The sequence below is a fragment of the Thalassolituus marinus genome (assembly GCF_020320395.1).
GTDB lineage: Bacteria > Pseudomonadota > Gammaproteobacteria > Pseudomonadales > Oceanobacteraceae > Venatoribacter > Venatoribacter marinus.
Genome location: NZ_JAEDAH010000050.1, coordinates 1 through 13,635 on the forward strand (window position 1 = coordinate 1; position 13,635 = coordinate 13,635).

Sequence of the window (13,635 nt, forward strand, 5' to 3'; positions counted from 1 at the left end):
TTCCCCTGGTAGGCAGTAGGCACTGCGGATTTAAAAGTCGTTTATAGAAAACAGATACCTTTAAAACTGTGGGACAGCAGTGGCATATGCGGGCTTTTTCAGGAGCGATAAATCAGGCCGTTTCTTCGCGCTTACGGGCTTCTTCATCTTTCAGTTCACGGCGCAGAATTTTACCAACCGGCGTCATTGGCAGCTCTGTGCGGAACTCAATATAACGAGGTACCTTGTAGCCCGTCATATTGTCGCGACAATACTGACGAATTTCGTCAACGGTAACGTTAGCATCGGTGGCAACGATAAACAGCTTCACCGCTTCACCGGTTTTTTCATCCGGTACACCAATCGCTGCACAGTTTTCAACGGCCGGATGGGCCGCAACCACATCTTCGATTTCATTCGGGTAAACGTTAAAACCGGAAACCAGAATCATATCTTTGATACGGTCTACGATCTTAACGAAGCCGTCTTCGTCGATAACCGCTACGTCACCAGTGCGTAACCACTCGCCGTCCGGCGTGAAGCTGTCGGCTGTTGCTTCAGGACGATTCCAGTAACCTTTCATCACCTGCGGGCCGTTAACACACAGTTCGCCACGCTCACCAATGGCGACTTCGTTACCGTCCGCATCAATGCATTTCAGTGCAGTGCCCGGTACAGCCTGGCCGACAGTACCCATCTGCTCCAGACCACCAGCCGGGTTCATACACACGGCTGGGGAACACTCAGTCAGGCCATAGGCTTCAGAAATACCGCAGCCAGTCATGTCTTTCCAGCGCTTAGCCGTATCTTCCACCAGTGCAGTACCACCAGACAGCGTCAGTTTGAGCTGGCTGAAGTCACATTTCTTAAATTCAGGATGAGCCAGCAGTGATACAAACAGCGTGTTCAGACCAATAATTCCGGTCAGCTGATGCGGTTTCATCATGCGCACGAACATATCGGTATCACGTGGATTGGCGATCAGAATGCTGTGATCACCCAGTTCAAACAGGGCCATCAGGTGCACAGTGAACGAGTAGATGTGATACAGCGGCAGCGGGGCCACCACTTTTGCACCGGTATCCGGTTTGATCTTTTCACCACTGGCCGGGTCAATCTGACTCAACATCGCACGCGCCTGCAGCATATTGGCTACGAGGTTACGGTTGGTCAGCTCAGCACCTTTGGCCACACCAGTAGTACCGCCGGTGTATTGCAGAATGATGGTGTCATTCGGGTTACGCATGTAGTTTGGTACAAAACCACCGATCTTAGCGCCCTGAGACAATGCCTTACGGAAAGAAACAGCTTCTGGCAGATCGTATGGCGGAACCATTTTCTTAATGTGTTTCGCTGCTGCGTTGATCAGGGTGCGCTTCACCAGTGGCAGCATATCCGCCAGACTGGTCACGATGATGTGTTTAAGACCGGTTTCAGCGCGGATGTTCTGTACTGAACGGGCAAACACATCCATACAAACCAGCGCTTTGGCACCTGAGTCGTTGAACTGATGCAGCATTTCACGCTCGGTGTACAACGGGTTGGTATTCACCACCACCATACCGGCACGCAGCGCGCCATACATAGCAATAGGAAACTGCAGAATATTCGGCATCTGAATCGCGATGCGATCACCTGGTTTCAGGCTGGTGTGATTTTGCAGATAAGCAGCAAACGCCGCACTGTACTCGTCGATCTGACGGTAAGTCAGCGTGTAGTTAATGCTGGTGAAGGCCGAACGGTCAGCATAGCGCTGAAAGGCACTTTCAATAACCTCAACAACCGCGTTGTACTGAGCCAGGTTAATTTGATCAGGCACGCCGGGCGCGCGCTTGCCGTCCCAGAATGAAGCATCCACAGGAGTCACCTTTACGTTAATGGTTCTTGTTTTTGTTGTGCACAGACTATGACTGAAAGGCGCCTTGAGGAAAAGAGGGAATCATGTCATGCTTCGGTCATAACGCGCCAAAGTGTTTACTCAGGAGAAAATGGCCATGAACAAGCAGGACCAGTTCTACACCACATCCGCTGCCTGTCGGGCCTTTATCGGCACAGAGTACCTGTCGCAACTGATTGAACTGCTGGCGCAGCAAGGCATCACGACCACACAGCTGGTACAAGGCACCGGACTGTCAGCCAGAACCCTGCAGGACCCGCAGGAATTTATCTCTCCCCTGCAATACCACAAGGTAATAGAAAACGCGCTGGCACTCAGTGGTGATCCCCTGCTTGGCCTTGAGCATGGCCGGCGTATGAATATCTCAAGTCACGACTTTCTCGGCTTCGCGATCCTCGCCAGTGATACCCTCGGTCAGGCACTATCGCTGGCCATTCGCTACGCCCGAACGCGTACGTTGCTGGCTGATATTCGTTTCGTGCAGGATCAGGACAGCGCCATTATTCAGATCAATCGCCTGGCAGCTATGCCCAGCACCTTCGCCTTTGTCGTACAGAACATCATCTCGACTTTCGTCACCATTGCCCGCTATCTGACCCAGAACAGCGAAGAAATGACCGCTATAGCCAGGTTTACTGACGGTCCGGCCCGTCCTGCCTCCTGCTACGAGGGTATTCTTGGTATACCGGTGATGTTTAATCAGCCGCACAATCAGCTGTGCATTCCGCAGTGGTTACTGGATACGCCGGTATCCACAGCAAACACGACGGCACGGCGCATGGCTGAAGCCGAGTGCGAAAAGCTTCTGGCAGAGCTGGATCGGGGCCAGGATCTGGTGACGCAGATACGCCGAAATATAGACCGTATGAACGCCTTTCCGACGCTTGCTGTCATGGCGAATGCGTTGCACTCCAGTCCGCGAACCATCAATCGCCAGCTGGCACAGCTGAATACCACCTACCAGAACATCATTGATGAAGCCCGACGTGAGCTGGCCATTCAGCAGTTACTGGAAACGCCGACCTCTGTGGAAGAAATAGCTCACCAGCTGGGTTATAACGACCCGTCTAATTTTGGCCGTGCCTTCCGGCGCTGGCTGGGAATGTCACCAAGAGCCTTCCGTAAGCAGGCAAAAGAACAGAACAACGAATAAAGCGCTCAATCTGATACCATCGTTTACAAAGCCGGACAATCCGGTACGATGACCCCTGCCCATAATAACAATCATAAAAAATCATGAATCAGGCACACTTTCCCGGCGGCGAGCGTCCGCTGTATCGTCTGCTGTCTTCCACAGTGAATCAGTACTTCCAGTCCACCAGCCTGCCGCGCAGTGGCGATATACGGCTTTACCGTAAAGCCCTGATCATCGCATCCCTGTTCGTTGCCAGTTTTGCCGGCATTCTGCTCAGTGAAGGCGCGCTGAATATTGGCTTCTGGGCACTGCATGGCGTTGCCACTGCTCTGGTCGGCTTTAACATCATGCACGACGGAGCACACCAGTCATTCAGCCGCTCACGCCGACTGAATCAGCTGTGCGCCTTTACCTTTAACCTGATTGGCAGTAATCGCAGTTACTGGTCACAAAAGCACAACCGCAACCATCACGCGTTCACGAATGTCGATGATGTTGATGAAGATATCGATGCACTTGGGCTGTTCCGTATGAGTCCGCATCAGAAGCGCTACTGGTTTCATCGTGGCCAGCATATTTATGTCTGGCTGCTCTATCCACTCACCAGCCTGTTCTGGTTTTTTGTACTCGACTACAAAGCCTACTTTCGCCAGAAGATTGGTCAGAAGGATTTCAGTCACCGCCTGACAGTGGCAGAACACGCCGAGTTCTGGGCCAGTAAAGTGCTCTACATTCTGCTGTATCTGGTTCTGCCCGCCAGTCTGCCCGGTGAGCACAACGTTCTGATCGGTTTTCTGCTGATGCACGCCATTCTTGGTTTCCTGTTTGCTGTGGTTTTCCAGCTTGCCCACGTCGTAGATCAGGCTGAATTCCCACAACCCGCGGCCGATGGCAGCATGACCAGCGAGTGGGCGGAACATCAACTGCGTACCACCGTCGACTTTGCCACCTCAAGCCGGGTACTGACCTGGGCACTCGGCGGACTGAATTTTCAGGTTGAACATCACCTGTTCCCTCGTGTCAGCCACGTGCACTATCCGCGACTGCATGCGTTGCTCAGTGAGACCTGCCGCCAGCAAGGTCTGCCTATCCGCAGTTACCCTACCCTGGCACAGGCTCTGAAGGCTCATTACCGCCACCTGCGCAGTATGGGTCAGCCGCAGTCAGAGCCCGCAGCCCGCCATTAAACTGGCTCTGAGGCACAATTTCCTGCCATACGGCCTCTACTCTGACACACAACGAGGAGGCCGACCGGGCGGAGGTGATTGATGTGCTGAACGCTATGCAACGTCACTAAGGAGATATCAGGCCATACTGAAGCACTTGCTCCCCTTCGGACTTAGGGTAAGATTCGGCCAGATTTTCGTTGCGGAGTCCGCGTATGCAATACCCTCAGTTTATAGCCATCGACGCCAGCTCCTGGGAAGAACATGCTCATCCCGTTGCCATTGCCTGGTCGATGGCCGACGGCCAGATCAAAACCACACTGATCCAGCCAGAAGATGACTGGGACGACTGGGATATTGCACTGCAGGATTTGCATGGCATTACCCCGGATACTCTCTATCAGCGCGGCGAGACACTGTGGTCAGTGATCCGTGAGCTGGAAAACGACCTCGAACAACCCTACCTGTACGCCGATGATGCCGGCCGTACTGAGCTGATGCTGGAAAAAATCTACGACGCTTGCGGTCGTGATCTGAGTATTGAAATCGGCAGCCACGAAGAGGTCCTGCAGGAGCCAGCTCTGGAGCCCGGAGCAGAATTTCATCAGACCTGCGACGACAGAGTTCATCAGATGTTGCTGGCCTGGGCAGCGGAAAACGGTCGCCACTGAGTCTTAATTATTATCTTTCGCCAGATTTGCGGACGTGATCGCTGAAAAAGTGTTAACTGATTAGCATCCTGAATGGTCAGGTGGGCATACACTGGTCACCTGTACTCTTTACGGTGGTGCTTATGAACTCAGCGTTTGCTATGTCCCAGCAAGGCGGACATCAGGATGATGAGCAGGCCAGGACTCTGCTGACCAGTATTCTGAACGACGCCGTCGATAACCAGCTGCTGTTCCCGTCAGCTCGTGACCTGAGGGGTTTCAGCCAGCACCGTAGCCAACAGCAAAGTCAGTTTACGGTGCAAACAGATGCTGGCTCTTTCTTTATCAAGTGCAGCGATCTGGCCTATCAGCCACATTTTGCCGCCGAGCAGGAAAGCCTGTTGGCAATGATGGCAACCCAGACCATCTCTATTTGTGCGCCGCTCGCGCTTGGCAGCATTAAATCCGAAGGTCAGCCCGGTACGTCCTACCTGATCCTGCAGCATATCCCTCTTGCCGTCCATGGCGACTGGTTTTCTGCCGGTCAGCAACTGGCTCAGATGCATACTCACACCAGTAGCCGAGGGTACGGTTTCGAACGTACGACCTGGTGTGGCGAAACGGCCCAGGATAATCGCTGGAATGAGAACTGGGGGGATTTCTTTGTTGAGCAACGCCTAAACCCCTTGTTTGTGCAGCTGGAACAAAGAGGCATTGTTATCTCGCAGAGAACGCGCGCTCTGGAAGTCAGCAGACTGATGCTCAGCAACCACCAGCCCACCGCCTCGTTGCTGCATGGAGACCTCTGGTCCGGCAATATCGGCTTCAATCCGGAACGCCAGCTCTCCTACCCGGTACTGTTTGATCCCGCCTGCTACTACGGCGACGCAGAAGCCGATCTGGCAATGACCGAGTTATTTGGCCGCTTCCCTAAAAAATTCTAAGACGGCTATCAAAGCATCAGCCAGATTCACAGCGACTATCGTGAGCGCCGGGAAATCTACCAGCTCTACCATGTTCTGAATCATGCGCTGCTGTTTGGTGGCAGCTATGTTCAGCAGGCTGACAGCCTGATCGCTCACCTGTAGCGAACAGGCTGGCGGGATTACGGATTCAGGCGCTGTTTCAGCCAGGCGTCGCCGTCAGCTGTGTACTCAACCCGATCGTGCAGGCGGTGCTCTCCCCCCTGCCAGAACTCCACCCGCTGCGGGCTCAGGCGGTAACCACCCCAGTAATCCGGCAGCGGAACCTCACCATCTTCATACTGTGCAGAAACCTCGGCAAAACGCTGCTCCAGCGTCGCACGGTCTGGTAGCGGGCGACTCTGAGCAGAAGCCCAGGCGCCGAGCTGGCTTTCGCGCGGGCGCGAGTGAAAATACTCAGCGGCTTCTTCGCGACTTATTTTTTCCAGTGTCCCCTGCACCTGAACCTGACGCTCCAGATTCATCCAGAAAAAGTGCAGACTCGCTTTTGGATTCAGCGCGAAATGCTGCCCTTTATTGCTTTCAAAATTGGTAAAAAACACAAAACCGCGTTCATCATAGGCCTTGAGTAACAGTACTCGTTGCCATGGCTGACCACTGGCATCAACACTGGCAACCGTCATGATGGTTGGCTCCAGCGGATTCGTTCCCCGGTACTGTTCAAACCAGGCATGGAACTGAGTCATCGGGTCACTGGCGGAGGTGTTCTCATCCAGGCGGCCCTGAGTGTACTGACGGCGGATATCTCCGAGATTAACCATACTAATGCTCCTGTAGCCTGTTAATTACCGCAGAGTATGCCATGTCCAGTCGTCAGGATATTGACCTGCACTGCGAATATCGGAAGTCGTGTCTATAGATTTGTAAGGCATTGAGTTCCGGGGAAGCACTTCCACAGACCATTTGCTATTATCCGCGCATTCCCAGTCAACCACCCGGAAGCACGATGTCACTGCAGAATTACCCTACCGCTAACCTTGGTCGTCGCCTGGCAGCCATGATCTACGATGGCCTTATTCTGATTGCCCTATACATCATTCTTGGCGGCTTGCTGGTCACCGCGATATCTTCCGGCAATGACGAAATGCTGCGCCTGTCACCGGCAACAGCAATGTCGCTGTTCTTCAGTATTTCGTTTCTCTATTACAGCCACTCGTGGCGCAAAGGCGGTCAGACGATTGGCATGAAAGCCTGGCGCCTTACGCTGATCAACGAAGATGGCCGTCCTGTGCAACTCAGCCAGTGTATGCTGCGCTCCGGTATCGGCTTCTTCTCGATTCTTGCCGCAGGCGTGGGCTTCTGGTGGATGCTGTTCGATAAACAACAGCGCACCTGGCACGACATTGCCTCAGTCACGCGCGTCGTTCACGCCCCTAAAAATATGGAATGATAGCGGACTGATCAGCCCGCCTTACGCAGCATTAATAACCCCACAGCTGCACACCCAGCGATCGGAATGATACTTGCCCAGATCGGTGCGAAACCAAATACGATGCTGGCGGGTGCCAGCATTTCTTCGGCGTATTTATAAATAAGACCAACCAGAATACCTGAAAAGATCCGGTATCCCGGCGTCACTGCGCGCAGCGGACCGAAGATGAAAGAAATCCCCAGAATAACCAGAGCAAAAGTACCTAACGGCTGCGTCACCTTACGCCAGAAAGACAGCAGATAGTTGTCTGAATTAAGGCCCTGTTTTTCCAGATAACGTGTGTAGGTAAACAGGCCGGAAATCGACATATCCCGCGGCTGTACCATCACCACACTCAGACTTTCCGGAGTAAGCTCCGTATTCCACATAGCACTGCTGAGATTACGTACTTCGCTGCGATCAGCAAACACCAGCACATCCTTGACGTTTTCCATCTGCCAGTGCGAGCGTTGATAGATAGCGCGGGTCGCAGAACGAACGCGCTGCAGCTCCCAATCCACATCAAATTCATACAGTGTAACGCCGTGCAGAACACCGCCCGGTTCCACCGCCGTGAAGCGCATGAAATCGTTACCTTCCCGGTGCCAGTAGCCTTTGCCCTTATTCGACAACACATCATCTTTACCCTGAGCAACGGCTTTCTGCGACTGCGCAATACGCTCCAGAACCGGAATCGCAAACTCTGCAACCGTCATGCTCAGAATCATCAGCAATGCCATTGGCTTCAATACCGCCAGACTGATACGCCCGACGGAAATACCAGCGGCACGCATAACGGTCAGCTCACTGTTAGCGGCCATCGTTCCCAGACCTGCCAGACAGCCAATCAGGCAAGCCATCGGCATATATTCATAAGCGCGACGTGGCAAACGCAGTGCCATAAATTCAAGCGCCTGCATAAACTGGTAACCACCCTTCAGCTGATCCAGTTCATCTACCAGAGTAAAAATCGCATCCAGACCAACAATCACCAGAACAACCACGACCGTTGCCCAGAAAACATTGCGGGCGACGTAAGCATCTAATTGCTTCATTACAATCCCTTCACTTTCCGGCGACGAATAAACTCAGGTAGTAGCAACAAACCCAGCCCTATTATCAGATACACCATATGCAATCCCCATAAACCAATGGCCGGATCAAGGGATCGTTTTTCAATCATACCGGTCAGGGCAATCAGCAGTGAGATATACACCATAAACAGAATAATGGCCGGAAACAGTCGGGCAAAACGTCCCTGGCGCGGATTCACTTTCGACAGCGGGAAGGCAATCAGAGTAACGATCGGCACCATCAGAATCAGCGAAATACGCCACTGCAGCTGCGCCTGATGCTTGGGATCAGTCGAACCGATCAGGTCAAGGGTCGGTACGGCTTCCTTACGCAACTTGCGACGCTCATCAGGCTCATCGGCAATTTTGACTCCGTAGCGATCAAAATCGAGAATCTGCAACTCAGGGTTACCCGGTTTCAGGTCGTAACGGCGACCACTGTGCAGCTCAAGAAAACGCGAACCGGTTTCATCACTGACATACTGAGTGCCTTTTTCAGCCAGCAGCAGCGTATCACCATCTGCGATAAAGACCTGGTTCATTTGCTTTTTGTCATCCGACAGAGCCTCGGTATAGGTCACCCTGGTACCTTTGGCCGTGCTCTGGAAACGCCCAGGCGCAAGCAATTCAAATTCAGTCAGTTTGGCCTGCTGCTGATAGAGGTTCTCCATTTTCTGAGCACCCCAGGGGCTGAGTACCAGCGTAAAGCTGCCCACCAGCACCATCAGGAACAGCGCCGGGATCATGGTATAGCCCAGTAGCTTGCGGTCAGAAAAACCGGTTGCCGTTAGCACCGTCATTTCACTTTCGGCATACAACCGGCCATAAGTCAGCAAAATGGAAATGAACAAGGCAAGCGGCAGAATCATTTCGAGAAACGACGGCAGACGCAGCAACAGGGTAAAAAACACGAACTCGAGTGACACTTCACCAGCTGCAGCCGACGCCAACTGCTGAATCAGTCGGCCACTCATCAGGATCATCAGCAATACCGTTGTAACGGCTAACAGCGAACCTGCCAGCTCCCGTGCAAGATAACGGAAGAGAATCAAATCTTATTTCCTCTGGCGACTCCGCAGCAACGAAGCAGCCTGCTAGTATTCTTAGTATCTGTACGAAACAGCAAAGCGGCCGATTGATGGCAGCGGATGTTTTCATCCCTTGATTTTCGTACACTTGAACGCAATCTATAGTCTTTATGACCCGGCGTTTGTGGCTGCAGTTCTGCAGCGACAACGTATTTTCCGGCGAACATTCACCCAGTCGCATATCCGTCAGGAGACACTATGCAATACCAGATTTCCGCAAACTCAGCCGTCGACGTTCAAGCCAGCTGTATTGTGGTCACTCTCGACCAGTCAGGCAAGTTATCTGATGCCGCAAAAGCCATTGATTCTGCATCTTCAGGCTTTATTCAGGCGCGGATTGATGCGAAAGACATTACCGGCAAAAGCGGTGAAACCCTGCTGCTGCCTGCAGTCAACGGCGTCAAAGCAGAACGCGTACTACTGGTGGGCAGCGGCAAAGAACCCCCCAAAGCCAGCGCAGCCCTTAAAATTATGAAGGCTATCGCTGCTGCAACGGCAAAGCTGGATGGCGATATTGCCCTCGCCCTGAGCGAACTGGCCTCCGCTGAACTGCCGGAGACCTGGTGGGCTGAACAGACTGCCGTAGCCTATGGCAACGCGCTGTATCGTTTCACGGAGACCAAAAGCAAAGCAACCGATGACGAAGCTCCGCGCGCACCCGGCGGCCTGATCTGGCTCGGCAGCGATGTCAGTGCTGCGCTGAACAAGGGGGACGCGATTGCTCAGGGTGTCAGCTACGCCAAAGAACTGGGCAACATGCCACCTAACATCTGTACTCCAACCTACCTGGCGCAACAGGCAGAACAGCTGGGAGCTGACGGTGCCCTGCAAGTGACCATTCTGGATGAAGCTGAACTGGAAAAAATGGGCGCAGGTGCCTTCGTGTCCGTTGCCAAAGGTTCTTCCGAACCAGGCAAGATGATCATTATGAAATATCAGGGCGCAGCTGATGCAAACGCTCCGGCTCATATGATTCTGGGCAAGGGTATCACCTTCGATACTGGCGGCATCAGTCTCAAGCCGGGCCTGAAAATGGACGAGATGAAGTATGACATGTGCGGTGCTGCATCCGTTCTCGGCACGATGAAAGCAGTACTAGCTCTGAAGCCTGCGGTGAACATCATCGGCATGATCACCAGCGCCGAAAACATGCCAGCCGGTCACGCCAGCAAACCTGGCGACGTTGTTACCAGCCTGTCCGGTAAAACCATCGAAATTCTTAATACTGATGCAGAAGGCCGACTGGTGCTGTGTGATGCGCTGACTTATGGCATCGACAACCTCAAGCCTGCATCCATCGTCGATATCGCCACCCTGACCGGTGCCTGTATGGCGGCGCTGGGGGAAGTGAACTCTGGCCTGTTTACCCAGGATGAATCCATGGCTGGCGAACTGCAGACCGCAGCTAACTGGTCCTGCGATAAAGTCTGGCGCCTGCCACTGGAGGAAGACTACCAGTCTCTGCTGGATTCTAACTTCGCTGACATCGCCAACATTGGTGGTCCGCTGGCGGGCGCCACCACAGCTGCCTGTTTCCTGTCCCGCTTTACCGAAGGCACACCATGGGCTCATCTGGATATCGCCGGTACCGCATGGACAGGCGGAGCAGCCAAAGGGGCAACCGGTCGACCTGTATCTCTGCTGGTGAACTATTTACTGGCTAAATAATCCATCATTCAGTGGATTGATTAACGGGCTGACTCCGACAGGGATCAGCCCGTTTTTTTTGTTCAGCATCCGGAAAACGCTTGCTTTGTGGCACATTCGCCCCCCTCAGCCCTTCCTGCCGCTGATACCATGAGCTGAACGCTCAGGTATAACGAGAACAACAATGTCATTGACTGAAATTCTGAACAGCCGCTACTCGGTCCGCGCTTTTAAAAAAGACGCAGTTGATAGCGACACTCTGCAAGAAGTATTCGCCGCCGCGCAGCGCGCACCGTCCAACTGCAACGTACAGCCCTGGCAGACCTACGTTGTCTCTGGTGCGAAAAAAGACGAACTGAAGAACCTGCTGATTGGCACGGTAATGAAACAGCAGCCACCGCAACCAGACTTTAACTGGAAGGTTGCCTATGAAGGAATTCACCGCGAGCGCCAGTTTGGTTCCGCTGCGGCTCTGTACAATGCAATGGGCATAGCCCGTGACGACAAGATGAAACGCAACATGGCGATGCTGCGGAACTGGGCATTTTTCGATGCACCTCACGTTGCCTTTTTCACCATGGATACCTATCTGGATATCATGGGAGCCGTCGACATTGGTATCTACGCCCAGACACTGACACTGCTGCTGAAAGAGCGCGGTATCGACAGTTGCATGCAGGGCGCCCTGGGTCAGTTCCCACAGCCCGTGCATGAATTCCTCGGTTTGCCGGAGGGACGAGGTATTCTGTTCGGTATGTCGTTCGGCTATGCGGATGAAAATGCGGATGCCAATAAGTGCCGTACGGATCGTGCAAATCTGGATGACGCCGTCAGCTTTATCGGCTGATAACAGGACAATAAAAAACGGGAGCTCAGCTCCCGTTTTTTATTGGCGCATTATTTAACCACCGGATAAGGCAAATCACCCCAGTCCTGATCACTGTGAGTCAGCATAATGTCGATTATCACCGGCATCAGCGCCAGCAATAATCGTCCACCATCTTCAACCTGCTCACGGTTTACCCGGCTTTGATAGGTTGCCCCACCCCGCACCACCTGATTGTGCAGAACATACAGACGGTCAAGTACAATGCCGAGGAGTTCAGGTACTTTCTTGCGGCTTAAATAATTAAGCGCAGCTACCGAGGACTGATCAAACTGCTGTTTCCAGTCGTCATTCTGCAGACGCTGTGAAACCCAGAACGGTGCAAAAACATAAGGGTTTTTAATCAACGCGCGTACCGGTCCGGAAAACTGATGCCACAGGCAGTGGTAAATACGCTCTTGCTGATCCAGATCGACAAGCTGCTGAATCAGACGCTGAAAGCCCTGCTGGTCAGCCAGAGCCCGGACCTGTTCGTCGTCAGCAAGATAACAGGCACTGAAACTGATCCAGCTGCAGATAAAACGCAGATCAGCATCATTATGATGTCCTTCTGCTGCAGCCATCCAGCTCAGAGCCCGATGCAAGCGCGTAGACTGGAGCTCGTTTAACAGGTCGCGTTGATCGCGCAGTCGGTTTTTGAGCTCCTCAATCATTGGCTTTATTCTCCGCAGCAGTCTGCGTGATCACCATGAAAATCAATCGCCATGTAAATGGTCGCTTGCGGGAACTGAGCAGGATACGCCATATAATAGTGGGTATTCTCTTCAATCGGCCACCAGCAGGAAGCAGCACGTGGCACGTCTTCCAGATTTACGCGTTCAATACAGTACTGCAGTTTCTGCGTTTCAGCTTCCGGGAAAAACTCCAGGAATTCCGCCGGAAAACCGGCTTCCGAAGTATCGATTTTGTCTTCAATCTGCAGCGCCTGCAGTTTCTTTTCCCACTCGGCATCCTGGCTCACATCGACGAAAAACTCCGCCAGCAAACGAGTGTGCTGCTTTTTGACAATACGTGCGTTAGACATAATAAATTCCTGTTATTTACCAGGGCAAAGCCTGCCCGTTAGAGTGCCAGAAGCCACCGGTGTTTTCGAGCGTCAGCTCATCGATACGCGCCGCCAGACCTGCTGCTGCTTCCTGTGGGCTGATATCACCATTGAATCCAACCATGCGCGTCTGTACGAAGCCTGGATGCAGCTGTGCAACAGCAATACCTTTGGGCTTCAGGTCTACCGCAAGCGATTTACCGAAAGCATTTAACGCTGCCTTGGATGCACGATAACCGTAGTAGCTACCGGAGGTATTGTCTTCGAGCGAGCCCATGCGGCTGGTGATATTGGCTATTTTGCTGCCTGTTGCCATATAGGGCAGCAGAGCACAGGCCATTTTCAGCGGAACAATGGCATTGATATCCAGCTGCTGCTGGATCGTGTCAAAGTTCATATCGTTCAGGGTTTCATTGCAGAACAAACCCGCATTGTTGATCAACAGATCCAGCGGGCCTTCCAGTAACTGTTCGAGGATAGCAACGACAGCATCAATCGACTCGTCGTTGGTCAGGTCAATACCACTGATCACCTGATCAGCAATATCTTCCAGTTCATCACTGGTTTCCCGGCATACACCGGTTACGGAATCGCCACGAGCGGCAAACAGTTTTGCCAGCTCCAGTCCGATGCCACGATTGGCACCGGTAATCACTACATTTGCCACACCAGTCT

General features: G+C 53.0%; 13 protein-coding genes and 1 pseudogene. 7 read left to right on the plus strand and 7 right to left on the minus strand.

Annotated elements, in window-relative coordinates:
* Positions 1-112: 112 nt before the first annotated feature.
* A complete protein-coding gene (locus tag I9W95_RS10225) occupies positions 113-1,837 on the minus strand; it encodes an AMP-binding protein (RefSeq protein WP_225674503.1) in 1,725 nt (574 codons plus the stop codon).
* A gap of 136 nt (positions 1,838-1,973) precedes the next feature.
* Between I9W95_RS10225 and I9W95_RS10230 the strand changes: the two genes are divergently transcribed.
* The 4 genes and pseudogenes from I9W95_RS10230 (at position 1,974) to I9W95_RS10245 (ending at position 5,915) form a co-directional block, all read left to right on the plus strand.
* The gene (locus I9W95_RS10230) at positions 1,974-3,029 is read left to right on the plus strand and encodes an AraC family transcriptional regulator (protein ID WP_225674505.1); all 1,056 of its coding nucleotides are present in this window, start codon (positions 1,974-1,976) and stop codon (positions 3,027-3,029) included.
* An 83-nt stretch (positions 3,030-3,112) separates the two neighbouring features.
* Complete coding sequence (locus tag I9W95_RS10235) at positions 3,113-4,198, plus strand: fatty acid desaturase family protein (protein ID WP_225674507.1); 1,086 nt, start codon at positions 3,113-3,115, stop codon at positions 4,196-4,198.
* A 194-nt stretch (positions 4,199-4,392) separates the two neighbouring features.
* Complete coding sequence (locus I9W95_RS10240; protein WP_225674509.1) at positions 4,393-4,848, plus strand: 3'-5' exonuclease family protein; 456 nt, start codon at positions 4,393-4,395, stop codon at positions 4,846-4,848.
* 140 nt (positions 4,849-4,988) lie between these two features.
* A pseudogene (locus tag I9W95_RS10245) lies at positions 4,989-5,915 on the plus strand (fructosamine kinase family protein).
* Between the two features lie 17 nt (positions 5,916-5,932).
* Here I9W95_RS10245 and pdxH read toward each other — a convergent pair.
* Positions 5,933-6,571 carry a pyridoxamine 5'-phosphate oxidase gene (gene pdxH, locus I9W95_RS10250; RefSeq protein WP_225674510.1) on the minus strand — a complete coding sequence of 213 codons (639 nt, stop codon included), beginning with the start codon at positions 6,569-6,571 and terminating at the stop codon, positions 5,933-5,935.
* A gap of 185 nt (positions 6,572-6,756) precedes the next feature.
* Between pdxH and I9W95_RS10255 the strand changes: the two genes are divergently transcribed.
* On the plus strand, positions 6,757-7,200 hold the full coding sequence (locus tag I9W95_RS10255; RefSeq protein ID WP_225674513.1) for an RDD family protein: 444 nt from the start codon (positions 6,757-6,759) through the stop codon (positions 7,198-7,200).
* An 11-nt stretch (positions 7,201-7,211) separates the two neighbouring features.
* On the opposite strand, the gene lptG is transcribed toward I9W95_RS10255, so the two are convergent.
* On the minus strand, positions 7,212-8,276 hold the full coding sequence (gene lptG, locus I9W95_RS10260) for an LPS export ABC transporter permease LptG (protein WP_225674514.1): 1,065 nt from the start codon (positions 8,274-8,276) through the stop codon (positions 7,212-7,214).
* Entirely contained in the window at positions 8,276-9,346 is a 1,071-nt protein-coding gene (lptF, locus tag I9W95_RS10265; RefSeq protein WP_225674517.1) for an LPS export ABC transporter permease LptF, read from the minus strand. Before lptF ends, lptG begins: the two co-directional genes overlap by 1 nt.
* A gap of 234 nt (positions 9,347-9,580) precedes the next feature.
* On the opposite strand from lptF, the gene I9W95_RS10270 reads away from it, so the two are divergent.
* Both I9W95_RS10270 and I9W95_RS10275 read left to right on the plus strand, forming a co-directional pair.
* Positions 9,581-11,050: a leucyl aminopeptidase gene (locus I9W95_RS10270; RefSeq protein ID WP_225674520.1), complete on the plus strand. Its 1,470-nt coding sequence runs from the start codon at positions 9,581-9,583 to the stop codon at positions 11,048-11,050.
* A 163-nt stretch (positions 11,051-11,213) separates the two neighbouring features.
* Positions 11,214-11,876 carry a nitroreductase gene (locus I9W95_RS10275; RefSeq protein ID WP_225674522.1) on the plus strand — a complete coding sequence of 221 codons (663 nt, stop codon included), beginning with the start codon at positions 11,214-11,216 and terminating at the stop codon, positions 11,874-11,876.
* Between the two features lie 50 nt (positions 11,877-11,926).
* Here I9W95_RS10275 and I9W95_RS10280 read toward each other — a convergent pair whose 3' ends face one another.
* Genes I9W95_RS10280 through I9W95_RS10290 form a run of 3 tightly spaced genes read right to left on the minus strand, consistent with a single transcriptional unit; the run spans position 11,927 to position 13,627 of the window.
* Positions 11,927-12,568 carry a hypothetical protein gene (locus I9W95_RS10280; RefSeq protein WP_225674524.1) on the minus strand — a complete coding sequence of 214 codons (642 nt, stop codon included), beginning with the start codon at positions 12,566-12,568 and terminating at the stop codon, positions 11,927-11,929.
* A gap of 5 nt (positions 12,569-12,573) precedes the next feature.
* The gene (locus tag I9W95_RS10285; protein ID WP_225674526.1) at positions 12,574-12,939 is read right to left on the minus strand and encodes a hypothetical protein; all 366 of its coding nucleotides are present in this window, start codon (positions 12,937-12,939) and stop codon (positions 12,574-12,576) included.
* A gap of 16 nt (positions 12,940-12,955) precedes the next feature.
* Entirely contained in the window at positions 12,956-13,627 is a 672-nt protein-coding gene (locus I9W95_RS10290; protein ID WP_225674528.1) for an SDR family oxidoreductase, read from the minus strand.
* Positions 13,628-13,635 lie beyond the last annotated feature (8 nt).